This is a genomic window from uncultured Comamonas sp., from assembly GCF_964277875.1.
GTDB classification, from domain to species: Bacteria; Pseudomonadota; Gammaproteobacteria; order Burkholderiales; family Burkholderiaceae_C; genus Comamonas; species Comamonas sediminis.
On sequence record NZ_CAXYJV010000047.1, the window covers coordinates 188,637 to 211,532 of the forward strand.

At 61.0% G+C, this 22,896-nt stretch carries 19 protein-coding genes and 1 pseudogene; 14 read left to right on the top strand and 6 right to left on the bottom strand.

Annotated elements, in window-relative coordinates; all coding sequences use genetic code 11:
• The first annotated feature begins 3 nt into the window (after positions 1 to 3).
• Both ACHWUQ_RS19715 and ACHWUQ_RS19720 read left to right on the top strand, forming a co-directional pair.
• Positions 4 to 1,005: a YhdH/YhfP family quinone oxidoreductase gene (locus ACHWUQ_RS19715; RefSeq protein ID WP_394682181.1), complete on the top strand. Its 1,002-nt coding sequence runs from the start codon at positions 4 to 6 to the stop codon at positions 1,003 to 1,005.
• Between the two features lie 54 nt (positions 1,006 to 1,059).
• Complete coding sequence (locus tag ACHWUQ_RS19720; RefSeq protein WP_394682182.1) at positions 1,060 to 1,467, top strand: hypothetical protein; 408 nt, start codon at positions 1,060 to 1,062, stop codon at positions 1,465 to 1,467.
• Here the strand turns inward: ACHWUQ_RS19720 and ACHWUQ_RS19725 are convergent.
• Positions 1,460 to 3,115, bottom strand: coding sequence for a hypothetical protein (locus ACHWUQ_RS19725; protein ID WP_394682183.1), 1,656 nt, complete (start codon positions 3,113 to 3,115; stop codon positions 1,460 to 1,462). The two genes, ACHWUQ_RS19720 and ACHWUQ_RS19725, sit on opposite strands and share 8 nt — an antisense overlap.
• A 5-nt stretch (positions 3,116 to 3,120) precedes the next feature.
• On the opposite strand from ACHWUQ_RS19725, the gene ACHWUQ_RS19730 reads away from it, so the two are divergent.
• Complete coding sequence (locus ACHWUQ_RS19730) at positions 3,121 to 3,441, top strand: hypothetical protein (RefSeq protein ID WP_394682184.1); 321 nt, start codon at positions 3,121 to 3,123, stop codon at positions 3,439 to 3,441.
• A 137-nt stretch (positions 3,442 to 3,578) separates the two neighbouring features.
• Here the strand turns inward: ACHWUQ_RS19730 and ACHWUQ_RS19735 are convergent, their stop codons facing one another.
• The 3 genes from ACHWUQ_RS19735 to ACHWUQ_RS19745 form a co-directional block, all read right to left on the bottom strand.
• Positions 3,579 to 4,535, bottom strand: coding sequence for a FecR domain-containing protein (locus tag ACHWUQ_RS19735; protein ID WP_394682185.1), 957 nt, complete (start codon positions 4,533 to 4,535; stop codon positions 3,579 to 3,581).
• A complete protein-coding gene (locus ACHWUQ_RS19740; RefSeq protein ID WP_394682186.1) occupies positions 4,535 to 5,038 on the bottom strand; it encodes a sigma-70 family RNA polymerase sigma factor in 504 nt (167 codons plus the stop codon). The genes ACHWUQ_RS19735 and ACHWUQ_RS19740 overlap by 1 nt, the downstream gene beginning before the upstream one ends.
• Before the next feature lie 124 nt (positions 5,039 to 5,162).
• Entirely contained in the window at positions 5,163 to 5,825 is a 663-nt protein-coding gene (locus ACHWUQ_RS19745) for a TetR/AcrR family transcriptional regulator (protein WP_312409595.1), read from the bottom strand.
• A gap of 258 nt (positions 5,826 to 6,083) precedes the next feature.
• On the opposite strand from ACHWUQ_RS19745, the gene ACHWUQ_RS19750 reads away from it, so the two are divergent.
• From ACHWUQ_RS19750 to ACHWUQ_RS19780, 7 genes are all read left to right on the top strand, one after another.
• Complete coding sequence (locus ACHWUQ_RS19750; RefSeq protein WP_394682187.1) at positions 6,084 to 7,160, top strand: alcohol dehydrogenase; 1,077 nt, start codon at positions 6,084 to 6,086, stop codon at positions 7,158 to 7,160.
• Positions 7,161 to 7,185: 25 nt separating this feature from the next.
• Positions 7,186 to 8,616, top strand: coding sequence for an NAD-dependent succinate-semialdehyde dehydrogenase (locus ACHWUQ_RS19755; protein WP_394682188.1), 1,431 nt, complete (start codon positions 7,186 to 7,188; stop codon positions 8,614 to 8,616).
• Between the two features lie 80 nt (positions 8,617 to 8,696).
• Complete coding sequence (locus tag ACHWUQ_RS19760; RefSeq protein ID WP_394682189.1) at positions 8,697 to 11,978, top strand: carboxyl transferase domain-containing protein; 3,282 nt, start codon at positions 8,697 to 8,699, stop codon at positions 11,976 to 11,978.
• Positions 11,979 to 12,044: 66 nt separating this feature from the next.
• On the top strand, positions 12,045 to 13,670 hold the full coding sequence (locus ACHWUQ_RS19765; RefSeq protein ID WP_394682190.1) for an AMP-binding protein: 1,626 nt from the start codon (positions 12,045 to 12,047) through the stop codon (positions 13,668 to 13,670).
• Positions 13,667 to 15,481 carry an AMP-binding protein gene (locus ACHWUQ_RS19770; RefSeq protein ID WP_394682191.1) on the top strand — a complete coding sequence of 605 codons (1,815 nt, stop codon included), beginning with the start codon at positions 13,667 to 13,669 and terminating at the stop codon, positions 15,479 to 15,481. Before ACHWUQ_RS19765 ends, ACHWUQ_RS19770 begins: the two co-directional genes overlap by 4 nt.
• 110 nt (positions 15,482 to 15,591) lie before the next feature.
• The gene (locus ACHWUQ_RS19775; RefSeq protein ID WP_394682192.1) at positions 15,592 to 16,803 is read left to right on the top strand and encodes an ABC transporter substrate-binding protein; all 1,212 of its coding nucleotides are present in this window, start codon (positions 15,592 to 15,594) and stop codon (positions 16,801 to 16,803) included.
• 702 nt (positions 16,804 to 17,505) lie between these two features.
• Complete coding sequence (locus ACHWUQ_RS19780) at positions 17,506 to 18,360, top strand: hypothetical protein (RefSeq protein WP_312462027.1); 855 nt, start codon at positions 17,506 to 17,508, stop codon at positions 18,358 to 18,360.
• A gap of 72 nt (positions 18,361 to 18,432) precedes the next feature.
• Here ACHWUQ_RS19780 and ACHWUQ_RS19785 read toward each other — a convergent pair whose 3' ends face one another.
• Positions 18,433 to 19,536 carry an acyltransferase family protein gene (locus tag ACHWUQ_RS19785; RefSeq protein ID WP_394682193.1) on the bottom strand — a complete coding sequence of 368 codons (1,104 nt, stop codon included), beginning with the start codon at positions 19,534 to 19,536 and terminating at the stop codon, positions 18,433 to 18,435.
• A gap of 867 nt (positions 19,537 to 20,403) precedes the next feature.
• On the opposite strand from ACHWUQ_RS19785, the pseudogene ACHWUQ_RS19790 reads away from it, so the two are divergent.
• The 3 genes and pseudogenes from ACHWUQ_RS19790 to ACHWUQ_RS19800 form a co-directional block, all read left to right on the top strand.
• Positions 20,404 to 20,532 (top strand): annotated as a pseudogene (locus ACHWUQ_RS19790) (phage integrase central domain-containing protein); the annotation flags it as partial.
• Positions 20,533 to 20,544: 12 nt separating this feature from the next.
• Positions 20,545 to 20,913, top strand: coding sequence for a tyrosine-type recombinase/integrase (locus ACHWUQ_RS19795; protein ID WP_394682269.1), 369 nt, complete (start codon positions 20,545 to 20,547; stop codon positions 20,911 to 20,913).
• A gap of 62 nt (positions 20,914 to 20,975) precedes the next feature.
• A complete protein-coding gene (locus tag ACHWUQ_RS19800; RefSeq protein WP_394682194.1) occupies positions 20,976 to 21,182 on the top strand; it encodes an integrase in 207 nt (68 codons plus the stop codon).
• An 84-nt stretch (positions 21,183 to 21,266) separates the two neighbouring features.
• Here the strand turns inward: ACHWUQ_RS19800 and ACHWUQ_RS19805 are convergent, their stop codons facing one another.
• The gene (locus tag ACHWUQ_RS19805) at positions 21,267 to 22,121 is read right to left on the bottom strand and encodes a hypothetical protein (protein ID WP_394682195.1); all 855 of its coding nucleotides are present in this window, start codon (positions 22,119 to 22,121) and stop codon (positions 21,267 to 21,269) included.
• A 409-nt stretch (positions 22,122 to 22,530) separates the two neighbouring features.
• Between ACHWUQ_RS19805 and ACHWUQ_RS19810 the strand changes: the two genes are divergently transcribed.
• Positions 22,531 to 22,722, top strand: coding sequence for a helix-turn-helix transcriptional regulator (locus ACHWUQ_RS19810; protein ID WP_394682196.1), 192 nt, complete (start codon positions 22,531 to 22,533; stop codon positions 22,720 to 22,722).
• The last annotated feature ends 174 nt before the right edge of the window (positions 22,723 to 22,896 follow it).

The following is a 22,896-nucleotide window of genomic DNA, read 5'->3' on the forward strand; positions in this document are numbered from 1 at the left end:
TGCATGAACCGCTATCAGGCCATGGTCACGCGCAGCGTGGACAAAACCATCCACTCCCAGATGGAGACCTTGCAGCGCGGCGAACTAGCGCCCGGCGAGGTGCTGGTCCAGTCCCACTATGCGGGCGTCAACTACAAGGACTGTTTGTCGCTGCAGGGGGCAGCCAGGATCATCACGCAGTTCCCCCGCGTGGCGGGGATCGAGGTGGTGGGCAAGGTGCTCGAATCGCGCAGCGAGCAGTTCCGGCCTGGTGACATGGTGCTCAGCCATGGTTTCCAGCGCGGCATTGATGTGGATGGTGGCTTTGCCGAGCTGGTGCAGGCGCCCGCCGAGCACCTGCAAGCGCTGCCCGCAGGCCTGAGCGCCGAGCAGGTCGCCATTCTGGGCGTACCCGGCTTTACCGCCGCCATGGCGCTGGAGCGCTTTGAAGAACTGGGCCTTCAGCCCGACAGCGGCCTGGTCGCCATCTCCGGCGCCGGCGGTGCCGTGGGCCGGCTGGCCATCCATATGCTGCACCGTGCCGGCTACCGCACCGCCGCGCTCACCCGCGACCGCAGCAACGAGGCGGCACTGCGCGCGCTGGGCGCCAGCGAGGTGATCGACATCAGCCAGGTCATCGGCTCCAAGCGCCCCATCGAGAAGCCGCAGTTCGCTGCCGGCATCGACAACGTGGGCGGCGCGGTGCTGTCATGGATGCTGCGGTCTCTGAGCGAGGGCGGCCTGCTGGCCAGTGTAGGGAATGCCTCGGGCAACAGCTTTGATGGCAGCGTGCTGCCCTTCATCATGCGCCGCGCGCAGATGTTCGGTATCGTCGCCAACGCCCCTTGGCCACAACGGCGCAGGCTGTGGGGCAAGCTGGCGGGCGACTGGAAACCGGACTTTGCCGCGCTGCAGCCCGGTGTGCGCTTTATCGGGCTGGACGGGTTGCTGGCGCATGCGGCGGGGCAGTTGGAGGGGGCAACGAGTGGGCGTACGGTGGTACGGTTTGGGGCTGCGCACGCATAAGCCCATACCGAGCCTCCATAGAATGGCCGATTTCACAGAGTGCTTGGATCTGCGATGAAGGTGGTAGCGCGAAAGGAATTTCAGGACATTCGACTTCCAGCTGGCGAGACCGATGTTTTTGACATCCGTCGTCAGGCCGCATCGCTGGAAATCGTCGTGAAAAGTCTGCTGGACGACACCGTCACTCTGCACATTTCGTTCCCACATTACGAAGCGCTGCTGGAGACCGATGAAGGCAACCACAGCGCCTACTGGTGCAGCGGGCAATTCAAAGACAGCATCGTCTATGAAATTGCAGCAGGCGGCCTGCTCTCGCGGGAGCAGGCCATGCCAGGTTTGCTGACATCGGCTGCGGCACTTTCCGGTGTTCGCGAATGGTTCATCGCCACCAGCGGAAGCTGCGTGTCGGTAGTTTCAACAGCGCAGCCTTCATGTCTCCTGAAGTCGCTGGGCGCTAGTTAAGTGGTACATCTCCCAGACCGGTCAGATTGCCATGACGGTCACGCAAACGGACGTAAGAGCTGGAGATGACAAATGCATCTTGCAGCGCTATCGGGCCTGAGGAACCTGACGTGCCCGTGGCCGTGGGCCACTGGCATTCGCCTCGCAGCAACTGCGTATTGAACTGGCACCGCACCGAGCCATCGTCATTGGTCACAAACTCACCCTCTCTGCGGTTGAGGGTCACGGTCAAAGGCCTTCCTGCATACGGCAAGCCCTGGAAATACCATTCACCAAAGAACTGGTCTTCCAATGTCTGCCAAGGCTGAAGGGGCAAGCGGAGCATCCGTTTGGCGGGCTCGCCCGGGAATTGCACCATCGCCTCTGCCAAGCTGCCAGCCGGCATGCCGGACCCACCCGAGAGGCCGGATACCTGAACCACGACTTCGCCTTCGTCCCGCACCAGCTCGCCACTGGCAGCGGCACCGCCCACACTGCGCCCACCCCGGTACTGTTGCAAGCTAAAACGGGCACTGCTGACATCTCTCAATTCTGGATCGGGTCCGAAGTCGCCCACTCCCATAGCGAAGGTCGGCTGTCCATCGGCCCGGTAAGCAAATACCTGCATGACCATTTTTCCGCCCTGCACATCCAGACTCACGCCACGCCCGGGCTTGCCCGTCAATTCGTCCGCCATCACCCAGGTGCCATTGCTGGGCTGGTAGGCAGGCCGCTGCGCATAACCAAAAGTGCCTGGCATAAACGATTCAAGCCCATTGGCGCAGCAGCCGGTGATGACCCCCCCGCGGTACGGATAATCCGCGCGCGTATTGAGGCCCAATAACTGCAATGGCGCAGCACCTTCGGCTTGCAGGCTGACGGCGCCAGCAACTTGAGCGCCCAGCAGGCGGAACTGCACCTCTTTCACCACGGGTGCTTGCCCAGCATCTGCAGCATTCGCAGCAACGCAGCGGATGCTGTCGCTTGGCGTAGCGAGGCTGCACTCCAGCGTCTCGCTCGTCTGGTCGTCGGACAGCGTCAGACGCATGGGTTCAGTGGGACTGGTCTTGAGCATCGCGAACCAGCTCTTCTCGACCTGGCCCTGCGCGTTCAACCCAAACCAACGCGCCATCCGTGACGAAGTCTTCCACTGCTCCGTCTGGTAATAGGCGGCATCTGGCGCGGTAAAAACAAAGCGCTCGATGTCCTTGGCAGGCTCGCCAGGCAGCTGTATCGTTCCCTGCAAACCGTTGCGAAAGCTGAGCGTGACATTGCCCATGCTTTTGTCTTCTTGCGCATCGCGTGGCTCGCTGCCAAAACTGCGTCCGCCTTGGTAGCGCATCAACGGGGCGGTGACGGTATCGCCCTCCATCTGGCCCGTGGCGGCATAGAAAGTGGCATCACCATTTTTCTCGTAGCCAAATACCTGCATGAAGAAAGTATTGCCCTGCACATCGATCGCAAAACCTCGGCCCGGTTTACCGTCTACTTCATCGATGATGACCCAAGTGCCTGCTTGAGGGGTAAAACTGCGAGCTGCCCAACTGGGAGATATGGACAGTGCCAATGCAGATACTGCGAGAATGGATGCCAGCTTTGGAATGCGCCTCTTGTGTGCCACTTTATCTCCTTGGATTGAATCAGTTTCAGATGCAAGTTGTTTGTACATACCATTTGGACGCCAGCGAACCAGATGAAGCCGGCTTCCATGAGTACCATTATGAGTATTACATCTACCAATTTTCTGATGGCGAAGAAAGTTTTTTTGCACGCAGTTATAGCGATGAGCTCCACAGGGCGCACTTTCTCAGTGCGGAAAAATCCGGCAGACCGCGCCCATTGACCAACAAGGATTTAGACTCGCCACTATTCCTGGAGGCGCAGGCTTATTTGAGGCAAGCGGGAAAAACCGCGCTGAGTTGGCTCAGTGGCAGGGGCAATGGCTATGAGCCGCTGCCGAATCCGATAATTCAGCATCCCACCAAGCCGCGCTGATTCTCTCAGAGTGCACAGCGGGAATGGAATAAAGCAATTGAATGAAATGCCAGTTGCCAAAATAGGTAGACCGCGTATTCGCAAAACAAGTCAGGGGGCGATTCAAAGCGATGCATACCGCAGAGCTACCGCCCTATTCAACGCCCCACCACCCTCACGACCCCATGCGCCTCTCGCTCAATCCGCACCGGCAGCGATTGCGCCAGCAGCGCCAGGCTGGCGTCCGTGTCCTTCAGCGACAGGGCGCCCGATAGCCGCAACTGGGCTACGGCGGGATCGCAGTGCAGACGCCCAGTCCGATAACGGGCGATCTCGGCCACAACGTCGGCCAACGGCATGTCCTTGGCCAGCAGCATGCCCTGCTCCCACAGCGCAGCACTGGCTTGCACATCGCTTTGCGGGCCGATGCCGCTGCTGCTGAAGTCGGCGGTGTGCCCCTCTTGCAGCAGCTGGGTGGCGCCTTGCTGGTTGGTGATGGCGACGGTGTGGCTGAATACGGCGACGCGGCTGGTGTCCGCATCCACCCGGCGCACGCTAAAGCGCGTGCCCAGCGCCTGCACGGAGCCTTGCCGCGTTTCCACGACAAAGGGGCGGTAGCGGGGCGAGGGGTCGGCTTGCGTGGTCACCAAGATCTCGCCCCCCAGCAGCCGCACCCGGCGCTCTTGCGCGTTGAAGCGGATGGCGACCGCGCTGGCGGTGTTGAGCGTCAAGGTCGAGCCATCGGGCAGCAGCAGCGAGCGTGATTGCCCCACAGCGGTGGCCTGGTCGGCCATCCAGTCGCGCCAGGACAGCTCACGCCAGGCCAGCCAGCCGGCGGGGGCCGCCACCAGCAGGCCACCCAGCCAGGCCAGGCTTTTGCGCCGGTCGGGCCGCTGCACGGCAGTCAAGGTTTGCTGGCAGACCTCGGCAGGCACTTGGGCAAATACGCCCAGCATGGCTTCGGCCTTGTGCCAGGCCGCCTCATGCGCGGGGCTTTGGCTGCGCCATTGTTCAAAGCGCGCCTGCTCCTTGGCAGTGGGCGTTTCATAGCGCAGCCGGATCAGCCAGTCGGCCGCTTCGCTGAGCAAGCTGTTTTGCGCGGCAACGCCTGCCATCACGCGGCCTCCAGGCAGCGCAGCAAGGCCTTGTGGATATGGCGGCGCACGGTGATCACCGGCATGGCGACATGGTCCGAGATCTGCTGCAAGCTCAGGCCATCGAGCTGCGCCAGCAAAAACACCTGGCGCGTGCGGGGCGCCAGGCCTGCCAGCAGCCGGTCGATCTGCACCAAGGCCTCGATGACCTGCAGCTGGGTCTCGGGCGATGGTGCATGCAGCTCGGGCAGGGCCTGCAGGGTCTCCAGGTAGGCGCGCTCGATCTCGCGCCGGCGCCATAAATCCACCACCAGGCCTTTGGCGACATGGGTCAGGAAGGCCCGCGGTTCATCAGCAGCGTCCACGTTGCGGGGCGCCAGCATGAGCCGAATGAAGGTGTCATGGGCTAGGTCGGCCGCATCGCCCGCATGGCCCAGACGGCGCCGCAGCCAGGACTGCAGCCAGGCATGGTGGTTTTTGTAGAGCGCTTCGATGGGCGAAGCCAAGTATCCGGGAGATGCCATGCGATGTCCACGCCCTGCTGCCACAGTCAATAGTTGAGAATGACTCTCAATTATATTCAATGGCAAAGACCGTCTTTACAAAGGACATTCGAGGCCATCCGGCGCGCCCCATGCGCCCGGCAGGTCAGCGTTGCGGAGCAGGCGGCGCGGGCAGCACGTACTGCCCTGTCCAGCCGACCAGACGCAGCGCCATCTGCGTCATCTCCTGGCACAGCGCCTCGATGGACAGCTTGCCGTTGGGCTGGTACCAGCGGTGCGTCCACTGCACCATGCCGCTGATGGCAAAGGCCGTCACCTTGGGATTGCTGACGTTGAAGACGCCGGCTTCCACGCCGTTGACGATGAGCCGCGTCACCAGCGCATCAAAGCCGTGGTATTTGCTGCGGATATCGCTGATTTTTTCCGGGCTCAGGCTTTTTTCCTCTTCGAGCAGGATGGCCGAGAAGCTGCTCAGCTCGATCTTGCGGCGCGTATAGGTGTCGATAAAAAACGCAAAGCGCCGCACGGGATCCTTGTCTTCCAGCTGTTCGCACTGGCTGACGGCCTCATAGAGCCCAGCAAACACCTTGTCGAAAAGCCGCTCCAGCAGCTCGTGCTTGGACTTGAAGCGCTTGTAGATGAAGGGCTTGGTCACGCCGATCGAGGCTGCGATGTCATCGAGCGTCGCGCTCTTGAAGCCGCGCTTGTAGAACAGCTCGGCGGCGGCATTGATGATCAAGGTGTCCTTGTATTCCTGGATCTGGTTTTTGGCATCGCCTGCGTTGGTGTCGGTGGGTGGTAGCTGCACTGCTGAAGGTCTCCTGGTGGGCGTGGGGCTGCGGCGATAACGCGCGCCAGCACGCTGTACACATGGCCCCAGCATAGTGGAAAGGCGGGCCGTTTTGTACAAGATGCCACCCCGCCATCCATGCGTGAAATCCCCAATAGTACCAATCGATACTGATCAGTATCTTTGGACTCTTCCAACGCTGAGCAGCCGTTTCAGGCCCCTGCCAAAGCGCCGCGCCAGCAGCCATTGAGCCCCGTTGATTGAGGAGACAAGCGCATGTCGAACGCAACCGCCAGCCCTGGCGAACAGCTGAGTTACCAGGTCGTCGATTTTGGCCAACCGCTGCAACTGGCGCGCCGCGCCATTGCTGCGCCTGAGGGCAGCGAGGTGCTGGTGCGCATCAGCGCCTGCGGCGTCTGCCACAGCGACCTGCACATGGCAGAGGGCTTTTTTGACCTGGGCGATGGCCGCCATTTCGGCCTGGAAAAAGTGCTCAAGCCGCCCCGCACCCTGGGCCATGAGATCGTCGGCACCGTGGCCGCCAACGGGCCCGGCGCCGAAGGCGCGCTGGGCCGCTCGGTGATCGTCTTCCCCTGGATTGGCTGCGGCCAGTGTGCGCTGTGCGCTCGCGGTGATGAGCACCTGTGCGCCCGCCCCGAGAGCCTGGGCACCACGCGGGATGGCGGCTTCAGCACCCATGTGCGCGTGCCCCACCCGCGCTACCTGATCGACCATGCCGGCATTGACGCCGCCTTTGCCGCCACCCTGGCCTGCTCGGGGTTGACGGCCTACTCGGCCCTCAAAAAGGTGGCGCCAGCGACCGAGCAGGCACCGCTGGTCATCATCGGCGCGGGCGGCGTGGGCCTGGCTGCGGTGGCGCTGGCCAAGGCCCTGCATGGCCTGGGGCCCATCGTTGTCGATATCGACCCGGCCAAGCGCCAGGCCGCGCTGGATGCCGGCGCCAGCCGTGTGGTGGACCCGGCCGAGGCGGATGCCGCCAAGACCCTGGCGCGCTCCAGCGCTGAGGGCGTGTCGGCCGTGCTCGATTTTGTCGGCTCCACACGCAGCTTCGAGTTTGCGAATGCCGTCGTCGGCAAGGGCGGAAAGATCCTCATCGTCGGCCTGTTTGGTGGCAGCGCCAGCATCCAGCTGCCGCTGATCCCCATGCGCGCCATCTCCATCGGCGGCTCCTATGTGGGCTCGCTGGCCGAGCTGCGCGAGCTGGTGGCACTGGCCCAGCAAGGGGTGTTGCCGCCCTTGCCGCTCAGCAGCCGCCCGCTGGGCGATGTGCAGACCGTGCTGGACGAACTGCGTGCCGGCAAGGTCACCGGCCGCGCCATTTTGCAAAGCTGAAGCCAGAAAGAACCAGGAGCACCGCATGAACTACCAAGTCCCATTGCTGATCGACGGCCAGTGGCGCGACAGCAGCAGCCAGGAATGGCTGGACATCACCAACCCCGCCGATGAGAGCAGCATTGGCCGCGTCGCCAAGGCCAGCCGCACCGACCTGGATGCCGCGCTGGCCGCCGCCCAGACCGGCTTTGCCGCCTGGCGCAAAACCTCGGTGATGGAGCGCTCGGCCTATCTGCGCAAGGCCGCGGCGCTGGTGCGCGAGCATGCCGAAGAAATGGCGCTGATGCTGGTGCATGAGCAAGGCAAGCGCCTGACCGAGGCGCGCATCGAGCTGTCGGGCGCCAGCGAGGTGCTGGAATGGTTTGCCGAAGAGGCGCGCCGCTGCTACGGCAGCATGATCCCCCCGCGCTCACCCGAGCTGCGCCAGTATGTGCAGCATGAGCCGGTGGGCCCGGTGGCGGCGTTCACGCCCTGGAACTTCCCGATCAACCAGGCCGTGCGCAAGATTGCCGCCGCACTGGCTGCCGGCTGCTCGATCATCGTCAAGGGCTCGGAGGAAACGCCCGTAGCGCTGGCCCGCTTCATCCAGGTGCTGGAGCAGGCCGGCCTGCCTGCCGGCGTGCTGGGCCTGGTCTATGGCGTGCCAGGTGATATCTCCGAGCACCTGATTGCCTCGCCCGTGGTGCGCAAGATCTCGTTCACCGGCTCGACCTCGGTGGGCAAGCTGCTGAGCGCGCAAGCGGGCGCCGCGATGAAGCGCGTGTCGATGGAGCTGGGTGGCCATGCGCCTGCCATTGTCTGCGACGACGCCGACCTGGCGCGCAGCCTGAAATTGCTGGGCGTGCAGAAGTTCTGGAACGCCGGCCAAGCCTGCATCTCGCCGTCGCGCTTTCTGGTGCAGGCGCCGTTGTATGACGAAGCCATTGCCGGTTTTCAGCGCATTGCCGAAGGCTATGTGATGGGCAACGGCCTGGACAAGGCCACCCGCATGGGCCCGCTGGCCAACCCGCGCCGGGTGGCCGCCATGCAGGCCCTGGTGGATGACGCGGTGGCCAAGGGCGCCCGTGTGGTGACGGGCGGCAAGGCGCCCGAGGGCAAGGGCTACTTTTTTGCGCCCACGGTGCTGGCCGATGTGCCGCAGGATGCGCGCATCTTCAACGAAGAGCCTTTTGGCCCGATTGCCGCGTTTGCGCACTTTGACAGCGATGCGCAGGCGCTGCAAGAGGCCAACCGCCTGCCCTGGGGGCTGGCGGCCTATGTGTTCACCGGCTCGGCCACGCGCGGCGAGTGGTTCAAGAACGGGATCGAAAGCGGCTTGGTCGGCATCAACTCGATCGCGATGGGCTACCCCGAGCAGCCGTTTGGCGGCGTCAAGGAGTCGGGCTATGCCAGCGAGGGCGGCGCCGATGCGCTGGCCTTCTACCTCAGCAGCAAGTTCGTCAGCCAGACCATTTGAACGCGCAGGCCGGCGCCCAGGGCATGCCGGCCCGCTGCCGCGCTGATGCGGGCAGCGCGATCGCAAAGAGAAGGATATCCATGCACAAGGTATTGATCGCCAACCGGGGGGAGATTGCGGTGCGCATTGCGCGCACGGCCGCAGACCGGGGCATCGCAAGCGTTGCGGTCTACGCCAGCGACGATGCAGCCAGTCTGCACCGCCGCACGGCCGACCAAGCCCGCGCGTTGGGCGCCCAGGGCGCAGCCGCCTATCTGAACGGCGCGCACTTGATTGAAATTGCACACCAGGAAGGCTGTGACGCCATCCACCCCGGCTATGGTTTTTTGAGCGAGAACGCCGCATTTGCGCAGGCCTGCGCGGCCGCCGGCCTGCGCTTTATCGGCCCCTCGGTCCAGGCGCTGGAGACCTTTGGCGACAAGGCCCGGGCGCGTGCACTGGCCCAGCGTGAGCAGGTACCGGTGGCACAAGGCACGCACAGCGCCACCAGCCTGGCGCAGGCCCAGGCCTTTATGCAACAGCTCGGCGGGCCGGTGATGCTCAAGGCACTGGCGGGTGGCGGCGGGCGGGGCATGCGCGCGGTGATGCATGCCGCAGACCTGGCAGCCGCGTTTGACCGCTGCAGCTCCGAAGCGCTGAGCGCCTTTGGCCGCAGCGATCTGTATGTGGAGCAGCTCATCAGCGGCGCCCGCCATATAGAAGTGCAGATCGTGGGCGACGGCAGCGGCGCGGTGCAGCACCTGTTTGAGCGCGATTGCACCTTGCAGCGCCGCCACCAGAAGCTGCTGGAGATTGCACCCAGCCCCTTCATCAGCCCCGCGCTGCGCGCGCAGCTGGTGCAGCATGCCTGCCGCCTGGGCGCCGCGATGCACTACCAAGGCCTGGGCACGGTGGAGTTCCTGGTCGACAGCCGCAGCGGCCAGTACATCTTTATCGAATGCAATCCGCGCCTGCAGGTGGAGCACACCATCACCGAGGCCATCACCGGGCTGGACCTGGTGGCGCTGCAGTTTGCGCTGGCCGATGGCGCCAGCCTGCAGGATCTGGGCCTGGACCAGGCACTGCCGCTGCCCCGCCAGCTGGCGCTGCAGGCGCGTGTGAACATGGAAAGCATGCAGCCCGATGCCCAGGCCCTGCCCACGGGCGGCACCCTAGCGCGCTTTGAGCCGCCCACCGGCCCGGGCGTGCGGGTGGACAGCTTTGGCTATACCGGCTACGAGACCTCGGGCAACTACGACGCCTTGCTGGCCAAGGTGGTCGTCAGCGGGCCCAGCCAGTTCGAGGTGCTCTGCGCCAAGGCCGACCGCGCGCTGGCCGAGTTCCATATCCAGGGCGTGGAGACCAACCTGGACTACCTGCGGGCGCTGCTGCGCGACGCGCAGGTACTGCACGGCAAGATCGACACCACCTATGTGGAACGCCAAGGCCCGGCGCTGCATGCGGCAGCCACAGCGCTGGCAGCACAGCGCCAGCCTGGTCCTCAAACCGCCGGCCAGAATGGCGTGCCAGCCGACAGCAACGACGAGCCCGCGCTGCCCGAAGGCGCACATGCGGTGCGCGCTGCGATGCGCGGGCGCTTGATTGCGCTGGAGACCGATGCCCATACCGTGCTGGCCAAGGGCGCATCGGTGGCGGTGCTAGAGGCCATGAAGCTGGAGCACAGCGTGGCCTTGGGCCAGGGCGGCCGCTTTGTAGCGCGCAGCGCGCTGCTGGGCGAGGTGGTGGCGACGGGCACCCTGCTGGGCTGGGTGCTGCCCGATGCATCGGCCGATGCGCTGGCCAGCGGGCAGCAGCAAGCTGACCTCGATGCGATACGCCCCGATCTGGCCAAGGTGCTGCAGCGCCAGCAGGGCTTGATGGATGCGGCCCGCCCCGAAGCGGTGGCCAAGCGCCGGCGCCATGGCAAGAACACCGCACGCGAGAACCTCGACCAGTTGCTGGATGCCGGCAGCTTTGTCGAATATGGCGGCCTGACCCTGGCGATGCAACGCGGCCGCCGCAGCGAGGAAGAGCTGATTCGCCTCAGCCCGGCGGACGGCACCATCACCGGCCTGGGCCGCATCAACGGCCTGCAGTTTGGACCCGAGCAATCGCGCTGCGCTGTGATGGCCTATGACTACACGGTGTTTGCCGGCACGCAGGGCTTTATGGCCCACCGCAAGATGGACCGCATCGTGCACACCAGCGAACGCCTGGGCCTGCCCTTTGTGCTGTTTGCCGAAGGCGGCGGTGGCCGGCCCGGTGACACCGACTATGTGGGCGTGTCGGGGCTGGAGTTCACCACCTTCACGCACATGGCGCGGCTGTCGGGCAAGGTGCCGACGATTGGCGTGGTCTCGGGCCGCTGCTTTGCCGGCAATGCCGCCCTGCTGGGCTGCTGCGATGTGATCATTGCGACGCAGGATGCCAGCATCGGCATGGCCGGGCCGGCAATGATCGAAGGCGGTGGCCTGGGCGTGGTGGCGGCCGACGAGGTGGGGCCCGTGGCCGTGCAGACGCGCAATGGCGTGATCGACCTGCTGGCCCGCGACGAGACCGAGGCGGTGGCCCTGGCCCAGACCTACCTGGGCTTTGTGCAGGGCAAGCTGCCGCCTGGCGAACATGCCGACCAGCGCCTGCTGCGCGCACTGGTGCCCGAGAACCGGGTCAAGGGCTACGACATCCGTGCCGTGGTGCAGACCTTGTTTGACAGCGGCAGCTTTCTGGAGCTGCGCGCCCAGTTTGGCCGCAGCGTGGTCACCGGCTTTGCGCGGCTGCAGGGCCAGGCCGTGGGCGTGCTGGCCAACGATGGCAGCCACCTGGGCGGCGCACTCGATGCCAATAGCGCCGACAAGATTTCGCGCTTTCTGGAGCTCTGCGACAACTATGGCCTGCCGGTCGTATCGCTGTGCGATACGCCGGGCTTCATGGTGGGGCCCGAGAGCGAGAAGGCAGCAGCCGTGCGGCACTTTGCCCGCATCTTTGTCACGGCCAGCCACATCAAGGTGCCGGTGCTGGCGATTGTGCTGCGCAAGGCCTACGGCCTGGGCGCGCAGGCCATGCTGGGCGGCAACCTGTTGGTACCGGTGGCCACGGTGGCCTGGCCCACCGGCGAGCTGGGGCCCATGGGCATCGAAGGCTCGGTGCGCCTGGCCTACCGGCGCGAGCTGGAGGCGCTGGAGGACGCTGCCGAGAAGGCAGCCTACTTCCAGGCCAAAACCGATGAGATCTATGCCCAGGGCAAGGCGCTGAACGTGGCCAGCTACAACGAGATCGACGATGTGATCGACCCGGCGCAGACACGCGGCTGGCTCGCCAGCATGCTCGCCAGCCTGCCGGCGGCCAGCCCGGGGCGGGCGGCATCGGGTGTATCGCCCTGGTAGGCACCAGGCACTCACCCAAAGACTGCGACCGAGATCCCAAAAAACACCAGGACCGTAGGAGACACCATGACCCCCATCGCGTACCGGCAACAAGAAAAGCCCTTGCATGAGTACCTGCGCCAGCATGCGCGCAGCCAGCCCGACAAGCCCGCCTTCATCTGGTATGGCAGCGCCCTCAGCTGGGCGCAGCTGGACCAGATGAGCGATACCTTTGCGCACCAGCTGCAGCAGCGCGGCGTGGTCAAGGGTGACCGGGTAGCGCTCTTCATGCAGAACTGCCCGCAGTACGTGATTGCGCATATCGGCATCCAGAAGCTGGGGGCGGTGGTGGGCCCCTGCAGCCCGCTGTTCAAGGGCCATGAGCTGGAGTACCAGCTCTCCGACCTGGGCGCCAAGGTGATCGTCGCCGCCGATGTGCTCTACGAGATCGTGCAGGCGGCGCGCCCCAAGACGGCGATTGAACATGTGTTCCTGACCCACTATGCCGATCTGCTGCCGGCCCAGCCAACGATCGACCTGCCCGCAGAAATCGACACACCCAAGCGCCACATCGAAGGCACGACAGACTTGATGGACTGCCTGCGCACACCGATGCCTGCGCCCGATGTGGGCGCGCTGGACATGGACGATGTGGCGCTGATGACCTATACCTCGGGCACCACCGGCCTGCCCAAGGGGGCCATGCTGACCTACCGCAATGCGCTGTTCAAGGCCCATGCAGCGGCAGACAACAACCCCATCCGCGATGACGACACCATGCTGGCAGTGGCGCCGCTGAACCACATCGCGGGCATGCTGATCGGCCTCAATGTCACGCTCTACACCGGCATCCCCTGCGTGCTGCTGTACCGCTTTGACCCGGTGCAGGTGCTGCAGGCGCTGGCGCGTTACCGGGTGACCTGGTGGTACAGCGTGGCCAGCATGAATGCGGCGGTAATGCAGGTCGAAGGCGCGCGCGACTATGACCTCAGTGCGCTGCGCATCAACCCCAGCACCAGTTTTGGCATCACCATCAACCAGGCGCTGGCCGAGCAGTGGCGCGGCCTGGCGCCGCAGTGCCAGCTGTTCGAGGTGACCTATGGCATGTCCGAGACCCACACCTGGGACACCTCGATGCCCGTCGATGCCATCAAATGGGGCGCGCACGGCATTCCTATCGAGGGGGTGGAATGCCGCGTGATCGATGCAAGCACCGGCCGGGACCTGCCCGCCGGCCAGGTGGGCGAACTGATTCTGCGCAGCCCGGGCAACTTCAAGGGCTACTGGAACAAGCCCGAGGCCACGGCCAGCACCTTGAAGGACGGCTGGGTGCATACCGGCGACATGGCCAAGATCGACAGCGATGGCTACCTGACCTTTGCCGGCCGCTTCAAGGAGATGATCAAGGTATCGGGCTACAGCGTCTTCCCGGAAGAGGTCGAGTCCATCATGATCAAGCACCCCTCGGTGGCGCAGGTGGCGGTGATCGGCATTGATGATGCGCACAAGGGCCAGGCGGTCAAGGCCGTCGTCATTGCCCGCAAGGGCGCGCCAGCGGTGAGCGCGCAGCAGCTGATTGACTGGTGCCGCGAGCAGATGTCGGTCTACAAGGCGCCCCGGGAGATCGAGTTCCGCGATGCGCTGCCTACCACGGGCACCGGCAAGGTGCTGCGGCGGCTGCTGAAGGAGCCGCAGAAAGCGAGCGCCACATGACCGCAGCTGCCCACCCCGTGGCCGCACTGGACAGGCAGGCCCTGCTGGAGCTGTTGCAGCGCGATGGCGAACTGGTCACCGAGCGCCTGGCGCACTGGGCGCGTACCAAGGGCGACCAGCTCTTCTACCTCTATGGCGAAGACGATGTGCGCCTGAGCTATGCCGAGTTTGACCGCATCACCGATGCCATCGCCGGCAACCTGGCCGCTGCCGGCATCGGCCGGGGCATGCCGGTGTCGGTGTTCATGCGCAACCAGCTCATCAGCGCCTTGGCCATGTTTGGCATCTGGAAGGCCGGCGCCGTCTTTGCGCCGATCAATTTTGCGCTGACCGAGCGCCTGCTGGCCTACCAGATTGGCGACACCCAGCCGGTGATGCTGCTGGCCGAGCGCGCGCTGGTGCCGGCCCTCAATGCGATCCGTGACGAGCTGGGCCAGGTCGCAGCGCTGGCCCATGTGGTGGTCTACGAGCCGCCCGCTGGCAGCCATGATGCGGTGGCGGACCGCGTGGCCTACAGCGGCCCGCATGCGGAGACGGACTGGGCCGCGCTGCTGCAGCCCGCGCCCAAGCCGGATCTGGCGCTGGCCTATAACGACCTGTGCAACATCATCTACACCTCCGGCACCACCGGGCCATCGAAAGGCGTGGTGCAAAGCCACCGCTGGATGAACCAGTACACCTACCTGTTCCGCCAGATGCTCAATGGCCATGACGTGGTCTACAACGACCTGCCGATGTACCACGTGGGCGGCGCAGTGTTCAATGTGGTGCGGGCGGTGTGGGCCGGCAGTGGCCTGGCCTGCTGGGACCGTTTCAGCCCCCATGACTTTTGGCGCCGCATTGCCGTCAGTGGCGCAACCAGTGCGGTGCTGGTGGACACGATGATCTCCTGGCTGGCCAAGGCAGCGCCGGCAGCCAACGACCACCACAACAGCCTCAACAAGGTCTACATGCAGCCGCTGCCCCAGCGCCATGCGGAGATTGCGCGCCGCTTCGGCTTTGACTTTGTGACGGCCGGCTTTGGCCAGACGGAGTCGGGTATGTCCTGCTTCACGGTCATTGAAGAGACGGACGCCAGCTGCGAATCGCCGCCCGCCTACCGGCGCGGGCAGACGCGCGAGGCGATCCGCGCGCAGGTGGCGGCCCTGGGCCTGGAGCTGCTGGGCCCGGCGCAGGCCGGCCAGGTGGGCAAGGGCTACCTGGGCCACCCGAGCCTGTTTGTGGAGGCCGCCGTGCTGGACGAGCGCGACGGCGAGTGCCCTGTGGGCGTGGCCGGGCAGCTGGCCTTTCGGTCGAAGCTGCCTTATTACCTGTTGGTGGAATACCTGGGCAAGCCCCAGGCGACTGCCAAGGCCTTTCGCAACCTCTGGTTCCACACCGGCGACTCGGCGCTGCGCCATGCCGATGGCAGCCTGAGCTTTGTGGACCGCATGGGCGACCGCATCCGGGTGCGCGGCGAGAACATCTCGTCCTTCCATATCGAGGACCTGGTCAACCAGTACCCGGCCGTGGAGATGACGGCCGCCTTTGCCATCCCCGCGCACGAGGGCGACGAGGACGATGTGGTGGTCTATGTGGTGGCGCGCGAGCAGCAGGTCATTGACCGCCAGGCGCTGCATGACTGGTGCGACCGCAAGATGCCCAAGTTCATGCGGCCGCGCCACATCCGCGTGGTCGAGCAGTTCCCGCGCACGCTGACGCAGAAGATCGAGAAGTTCAGGCTCAAGGCCATGATCCTGGCCGAGCTGCAGGGCCAGCCTGCCAACGAGACAGCGGCCACGCCACCCATAAAGGAGCGCCGCATGACCTGACCCCTCCGCCCTGCCCCAGTTTGCGCTAACCCCTTTGTGCGATCCGTTACACCGTGCCCGCCAGGCTACCTGGCCGAGGCCCACGATAAAAATACCAGGAGACCATTTCCATGAAGTTCAGAACCACTTGTTTGACGACCCTGTTTGCATCTGCTGGCCTGGCCTCTGGCGCCTGGGCGCAGGGCCTATCCGACAATGCCGTGCGCATAGGGGTGATCAGCGACACCTCGAGCGCCTACGCCGATATCGGCGGCAAGGGCACGGTCGCGGCGGCCACGATGGCGATCAAGGATTTTGGCGGCACGGTGCTGGGCAAGCCGATCGAGCTGCTGTCGGTGGACCACCAGAACAAGGCCGACATTGGCGCCACCCGCGCGCGCGAATGGTTTGACCGCGAGAACGTGGACATGGTCATCGGCCTGGGCAACACCGCCGTGCACAACGCAGTGGCCACCGTGGCCAAGGAAAAGAACAAGGTGCTGATCAACACCGAGGCGGGTTCGAGCTCGATCACCGGTGAGAACTGCGCGGCCAACATCGTGCACTACACCTACGACACCTATGCCACCGCCAACAGCACCGTGAAGGCGGTCACCGAGGGCGGCGCCAAGAGCTGGTACATCGTGGCGGTCGACTACGCCTTTGGCCAGGCGCTGTCCAACGACATCACGGCGGCCGTCGACAAGAACGGCGGCAAGGTGATCGGTACGGTCAAGCACCCGCTCAATGCGCCCGATTTCTCGTCGTACATGCTGACGGCGCAGGCCTCCAAGTCCGATGTGATTGCGCTGGCCAATGGCGTGAACGACACCATCAACTCGATCAAGAGCGCGCGCCAGTTCGGCATCACCGACAAGCAAAAGGTGGCCGCTGCGCTGATGTTCATCTCGGACGTGCATGCGCTGGGCCTGAAGACTGCCCAGGGCATGTATGCGACGACCGCCTTCTACTGGGACCGCACGCCCGAGAGCCGCGCCTGGTCGCAAAAGTACTTCAAGGTGATGAACAAGATGCCGACCATGGCCCAGGCCGGCACCTACTCGGCAGTGATGCACTACCTCAAGGCGGTAGAAGCCGCCGGCACCGACGAGACCGGCGCCGTGATGACCGCGATGAAGAAGATGCCCATCAAGGACTTCTTCAGCGACGACGGCAAGATCCGCGAGGACGGCCGCATGGTGCATGACATGTACCTGGTGCAGGTCAAAAAGCCCGAAGAATCGAAGGCGCCCTGGGACTACTACAAGATCATCGCCACGGTTCCGGGGGAGCAGGCCTTCCGGCCGCTGTCCGAAGGCAAGTGTCCGCTGGTCAAATCCTGAGGGTGAGCGCGGCGCCTGAAAGAAGGAGCGCTTCTGCACCACGGCTGGCCCCGCGCTGGCCGCTGGCAACGCCATAAGCCGCCCGGGCTGGGCGAACCGCGCACTCCGCCGTTGATCCCCGCCCCCGCTGCTCGTGCCCGAGGGGGGATGCCCGCAGCGTTCTTCGCAGGCAGTACAGCACCTTGCCACCCGCTCTGCTGGCGCAAGCAGGCTAGCACGACGGGTTTGAGAGAGCTGGGCGAAGGCACCCTCTGCAACGCCAGGCTTGTCTGGGGCGGGGTGGATCGGTCTCCCGCTGGCAAAAACCCGGGCAAGGATCAAACGGCATACTTCCGGCATCGCAGATTGCCCCGTTTTGCCGCGCATGGCCGTGGCCGCTTTTCTTCGCCGGATGCCCAAGTGCAATCGGAAGGGCGGAAGCGGCGGCCTTTCAGCGCCTCATCCGTATTCAGGGCAACGCACACCCGCAGCCAATGCTGCGGTATCGCATATGGTGGGTTGCGCCTTATGAGATTCTCCCCAAGCCACCATGCATCCATAAAAAAGACAGCATTAAAAGAAACCAAAAGTTTAAATCTGCTTTATTTGCGACATTGGTTGGACCCTCCGCACTGCATTTGTCAACAATAAGGCACATGGCGACTTGGCAAGGGCAATGTAAGGATTAGTTATTAGAATGTAAAGATCTACAACGGAGCTATGATGATCTTGAAGAAAATTGCATTGGTAGGTGCGTTGCTCGGCAGCGGTTTGGCGCAAGCATTTGCACCACAGACAGGCACCTGGATCATGACCAGCGAGGTCAATGGCAAACCTGGCCGTGGTTTGGCCATTGATGTGCAGGACAACACCTTGGTCATGCAAATGTATGCCTACGATGCCAGCGGCAATGCCACGTTCTATATGACGAGCGGCACCTTGGCCAATGACCGCTACTCTGCGCCTTTGAACAAATACCGTGGTGGCCGTTATTTGGGCAGCGGCGATCTGTCGGGCAAGGAGGACGGCAGCGCTGGCACCGTGTCGATGCGTTTTGTGTCGGGCACCAAGGGGTTTATTACGTTGCCGGGTGAAGCAGAAAAGGAGATCTCTCGATTCAACTTCGCCTATGGATTTGACCCACAAGGCCTCAAAGGCATCTGGCTGCTCAGCCCCCTTAATTCCACTACCCCGATATCTGACTTTGTTCGACTGGAGCGGACACTGGCCCCCACACAGGACGGCAATGGTTTGGTGACCACCGCCGAAGGTACCTTTGGCTGTGAATACCAGGTCAAGGGCACGGCGGCAGGTGCAGTGGTGTGCGCCAAGGTGACGGTGACCGGACGGCTCCAGTACGGCTACCAGTTCAACTACAGCGTGAACGACGGTGAGGGCTACTATGTGAGCCCCAGCTCGCAGGTGTACCTGGCAACGATGCGCCGCTTGACGGACCGCGCCGGCACGGGCACAGGCATCGTGTTGAAGTCTGAAACCCATGATGAAGCAGCAGCGCCAGCCATCGATCCCAACCTGTTGCGCCTGGCGATCGAAAGCGTGGCTGCACAAGCTGAGTAAATGCCCTGGCTGGCCCAGGCTTTAAAACCAAAACCGCCTCAGGGCGGTTTTTTCATGCCTTTATGGCAACGCTCAACCAGATACACCAACGACGGGTTTGCGCCGGAACGGCAGCGAGAAATCCTTCTTGCTCCATGTCTTGAACAGCCTCAAAGCAGGCTCTTCCACGAGCTTCCAGGACATCAGCGCGACGACCCAGGTCAAAGGGATCGCGATCACCGTCATCTGCAGCGGCGTGGCGGCAGGATAGAACTTGGCGATCAGCTGCTGTATCGGCCAGCCATACAAATAGGTGCCATAGGAGATATCCAGCAGCCAGCGCGGGGATGGCAGGCGTGGAACATAGGCGAGCCAGAAAACAAAATAAATGAGCGCGGTGGAACAGGCCAGCTCGTAGTGAACCGTATGCCGGCAGGCCCATGCCACCACGGCCAATACGGCCACGATGGACAGATGCAAGGGGATGCGCGTTTTATGGATGTAGAACAGCGCGCCACAGGCAAAGAACAAGGTCAGCCGGGCGGCCTCTTGCAAGGGGACGGATTGGAGCTGCGCAGCCTGGTAGGTCCAAATCGCAAAACCCGCTATCAAGGCGGTGGTCAGCCAGCGCCAGGAAAAAATGCCCAATAGCCCGAGCAGGCCCATATAGAGGTACATGCTGCCTTCAATCGGCAGTGTCCAGAGGGAGCCGTTAACGGCAGGGCTATAGCGGTTGCTTTCAAAAACCCCGGGCAGCAGCCACTGTATCTCCGCCAAAGAAGCGTTCGACCAGACATAGGTCCACGTCTGCGGAGACGACCAGTAATCGGCCTGCGATTGCACGGTAATCAGCGGACCCATCACCAGCGCGCAGACCAGCACGCAAACCCATAACCCGGGGAAAAGACGCATCGCGCGGGCCAGTGCAAACCGAACAATGGACTTGCTGCGCTCCAGGCTGCCCGCAACCAGAAAGCCGCTGATCAGAAAAAATACCGCCACCGCGACATCACCGGAATAGCGGTAGCCGAGGTACTGGGTAAAAAAGTCGCGCTGGCCACTGCCCAAGGCCGCAAGCGCAAAGCCATGGCCGTAAATCACCAGCGTTGCAGCCACCAGCCGGATCAGCAAAAAATTATCCTTGCGCCCCTCTGCGCCGCCGGCTGCCTCCAGGTAATGTCCGATGCTGTGTCTCATAGATATTCATAGTTCAGCCAAGCCGCGTTGGCATGTGTATTGACAGGGTGGCTCACCAAAAAGAAACCGGCCCAGGGACAGACCACTGACCAGCTTCCTGACACGCACTCCCGGCGTCGGCTGCACATGGCATAGGCAGCCATTCAGTCACTGGAGAGAGCGCCACCCAGCGCGACCCACGCAACTATGCCATGTTTACACTGCCTTTACAGGCTTATTCATGCGAATGCAACGAAACCACCTGGGCTTCCATGTGCTGGGGCAACGCAAAGCGGTTTGGCTCGCAGCTGGGCCATCTATATGGGGGGTGGTGTTTTGCAGCTGCGGCAAGTTCATCCGGGAAAAATGCCAGAAGCCAATACGAGCCTAAAGGCTGTTCAATAGACACGTGCGATTTCGGTGCGATTTCGGTGCGATTTCGGTGTGATTTTCTGGACAATCACAGACAACCGGCAGGCCAAAAAATAACGCCACACAGAGCCTTTCCTCTTGTGTGGCGTTGTCTTGTATGGTGGGCTGGCGTCAATTGAAACATACTTTAAATACCTCTAAAAATAATAAAATTACCAATTAAAACATCCTATTTGTACCCCCACTTGTACCCCCACAATCTAGAGCTTGTCAAGGTCACAACCAAAGCAAGGCCCACAGTCCCCTATTAGCCCCACCACACGGAAGCTACACGAAAGGATCTGTGAAGGTCATCGCCCCATCACCACATTAAAGCAACCAATCTAGCCATGGGGTCAAGGCCGCCTCCGACAGAACCCTCCTTTAGTGTTCCGACGCATTCTCAGGGTCAAGTTCCCATGGCGGAAGAAAGCTAAGGACCGCCAGCAATGGGAGAACACCCTTGAAGCGTAAGCGATGCTGCATCTGGAGCTAGTGAGCGTTTCGGCCATCGATCTGCCTCACATCTTGGCGTGCCTGGAGCCCATCTGGAACACCAAGAACGAAACTGCGAGTCGGCTGCGTGGAAGGATCGAGTCCATACTCGATTGGGCTACTATGCGCAAATACCGTAGTGGAGAGAACCCAGCTCGCTGGAAAGGCCACCTCGACAAGGTGTTGGCAGCACCAGGCAAGATCCAAAGGGTGGAACACCACCGTGCCATACCAGTAGATGACATGCCGTCCTTCATCGAGGACTTGCGTACGCGTGCTGGTATAGCAGCAAAAGCCCTTGAATTTTTAATCTACACCGCAGCACGCTCCGGCGAAGTACGTGGAGCCCTGTGGTCAGAAATTGACATTAATAAAGCCATCTGGACAATTCCAGCGGTACGCATGAAGGCTGGCGCAGAGCACCGCGTACCACTCTCTGAAGCAGCACTCAAACTACTTGCGGAATGCCTCGCATTGCGGATATTAACCTGATATTCCCTGGTACTAAAGGGCAGCCACTCTCTGACATGACCCTAACCGCCGTAATGCGGTGAATGAAAGCAAGTGCAGTTCCTCACGGCTTTCGATCAACATTTCGCGATTGGGCTGGAGAAAAAACCAACTTCCCTCGAGAACTGGCTGAACAAGCTTTAGCTCACACCTTGGAAAACAAGGTAGAGGCCGCTTATCGGCGAGGAGATGCTTTGGAAAATCGCCGAGAGATGATGAGTCAATGGAGTTTGTTTTTTGATTCGCACTAATACGACGCCACTCACAACACCATATCAATCGCTGCTAACTCAAATCAAAAGCAAACTAATACAGTGCTTAACATATAGCTTGAATTACCCTTTCAGGAGTAGCAATAACGCCTGTGTATTTTTTGGTTTAAATATAATCTCCAGCAATTCAGATCTAGAAATTTTGTTATCCTTGGAAAAGGAATCTATATATTCAATTGTTTTTTCTTCGATAGAAAAATTACACTGCTTCTTGTCTGATTTACGCCTACTCTTCCTATTAGCATACAAGCTACAGATATCTTTAAACACAATTCGCTTCCGATTAACGTCAATAAATGTGTTAAAGAAATATAATTCTAAAGCATCAATATCCTGTATAGCAAAAGAAGGGACAGGATTTTTTCCAAAAAAGTCTATGGCCGCCTGCAGTTTGGCATCATGCTCGCAGCCATCGCCAGCTCTAAACCATGAAAATCTCTTTTTAAAATAAGCCATAGAATCAATATTATTTTTTAGCGAATCAAGCCTTAAAGACTGATTCATGACACTCACATCACAAACGTCACTCAGATAATTCAAAATAATCCTTCTATCACATTCCCCATGAAAATAATTATCATACACAGGCTCTCCAAAAATACTAAATTCATTGATTTTTGAAACCAACAATTTATCACCATAACCATCGCACAAAAAATCAAATATTGAAGTTTTTAATTTAGCAGAATTTGCTATTCGAATCAATTCATGAGCAAATGACTGAATGTAGAGAGGATTATTAAACAAATACATTCCTATGTCTAAAGCCAAATAGTGCTTGCTCTTCTTCGTCACATCCAAAGGGAGCTTCATGAAGAGAGCCATAGACTGCAAAGTCCTAGTATCAAGCAAACTTCGCCAATGAGAACCAAATACCTTCGCCAGAGTTTCATCGACATGACCAATATGCAAAACCATAAATATACCTAGATATAATTTCGATAATATTATGATACATCCTACATGAAATTATGCTTTCATCTAGATGCAATCTATGACCGTGATCATTATAGCTATCATAGTCCAAGCGTACAAGCGCACAAAAACTAGGGAGATTTGAGTGTGACGAAGCAAACCACTCGCCGATCATAGGGTCATGTAGCTAGTTTCGCCGATACGTGTAGTGCTTGCTCTTCCACCACATCAAGGCAAAAATCAGTTATTTCATTAACGACTGCCATTCAACTCTGAAAACGGGAAATTAAAAACCGCGTCGCTATAAATTCTTCAAAAAAATGGAAACTGCAGAGCTTGGCCTTTGATCCTCAAACTCTTCGTTAAAACATAACTGCATAGAAATCTGGTGTCAGAAACACCGGAGTTCATCATGCGCATACTGAAGTTGAAAGACGTTCTTTCCAAAACAGGGCTGGGCAAAACGTCCCTCTACAAGCTCATCAGCCTTTCAGAGTTCCCGAAACCCATTAGTTTGGGCTTACGGTCCGTTGGCTGGCTTGAGAACGAAATTGAGGCTTGGATTCAGGTGAGAATCAATGCCCGAGATCAACAGGCTTCTTGATATTTCTCAAGAGTCAAATAAAATACAGAAAGCAACAGATCACCAAGGAATCGCTCTCGGCGATCTGTTGCTTTCGGCCCTTTCCTCGTCTCTTTTGCCGTAGGTTTAAGTTCTATTAATATAATTAATTATCAACTAGTATAGCGCTACTGATAATACTCGGAGCTATATAGC

Excerpts from the sequence above, each read along its gene's own strand:
- ACHWUQ_RS19715 (WP_394682181.1), top strand. The coding sequence starts at position 4 with ATGAACCGCTATCAGGCCATGGTCACGCGCAGCGTGGACAAAACCATC.
- ACHWUQ_RS19720 (WP_394682182.1), top strand. The coding sequence starts at position 1,060 with ATGAAGGTGGTAGCGCGAAAGGAATTTCAGGACATTCGACTTCCAGCT.
- ACHWUQ_RS19725 (WP_394682183.1), bottom strand. The coding sequence starts at position 3,115 with ATGTACAAACAACTTGCATCTGAAACTGATTCAATCCAAGGAGATAAA.
- ACHWUQ_RS19735 (WP_394682185.1), bottom strand. The coding sequence starts at position 4,535 with ATGGCAGGCGTTGCCGCGCAAAACAGCTTGCTCAGCGAAGCGGCCGAC.
- ACHWUQ_RS19740 (WP_394682186.1), bottom strand. The coding sequence starts at position 5,038 with ATGGCATCTCCCGGATACTTGGCTTCGCCCATCGAAGCGCTCTACAAA.
- ACHWUQ_RS19750 (WP_394682187.1), top strand. The coding sequence starts at position 6,084 with ATGTCGAACGCAACCGCCAGCCCTGGCGAACAGCTGAGTTACCAGGTC.
- ACHWUQ_RS19755 (WP_394682188.1), top strand. The coding sequence starts at position 7,186 with ATGAACTACCAAGTCCCATTGCTGATCGACGGCCAGTGGCGCGACAGC.
- ACHWUQ_RS19760 (WP_394682189.1), top strand. The coding sequence starts at position 8,697 with ATGCACAAGGTATTGATCGCCAACCGGGGGGAGATTGCGGTGCGCATT.
- ACHWUQ_RS19765 (WP_394682190.1), top strand. The coding sequence starts at position 12,045 with ATGACCCCCATCGCGTACCGGCAACAAGAAAAGCCCTTGCATGAGTAC.
- ACHWUQ_RS19770 (WP_394682191.1), top strand. The coding sequence starts at position 13,667 with ATGACCGCAGCTGCCCACCCCGTGGCCGCACTGGACAGGCAGGCCCTG.
- ACHWUQ_RS19775 (WP_394682192.1), top strand. The coding sequence starts at position 15,592 with ATGAAGTTCAGAACCACTTGTTTGACGACCCTGTTTGCATCTGCTGGC.
- ACHWUQ_RS19780 (WP_312462027.1), top strand. The coding sequence starts at position 17,506 with ATGATCTTGAAGAAAATTGCATTGGTAGGTGCGTTGCTCGGCAGCGGT.
- ACHWUQ_RS19785 (WP_394682193.1), bottom strand. The coding sequence starts at position 19,536 with ATGAGACACAGCATCGGACATTACCTGGAGGCAGCCGGCGGCGCAGAG.
- ACHWUQ_RS19795 (WP_394682269.1), top strand. The coding sequence starts at position 20,545 with ATGCGCAAATACCGTAGTGGAGAGAACCCAGCTCGCTGGAAAGGCCAC.
- ACHWUQ_RS19800 (WP_394682194.1), top strand. The coding sequence starts at position 20,976 with ATGAAAGCAAGTGCAGTTCCTCACGGCTTTCGATCAACATTTCGCGAT.
- ACHWUQ_RS19805 (WP_394682195.1), bottom strand. The coding sequence starts at position 22,121 with ATGGTTTTGCATATTGGTCATGTCGATGAAACTCTGGCGAAGGTATTT.
- ACHWUQ_RS19810 (WP_394682196.1), top strand. The coding sequence starts at position 22,531 with ATGCGCATACTGAAGTTGAAAGACGTTCTTTCCAAAACAGGGCTGGGC.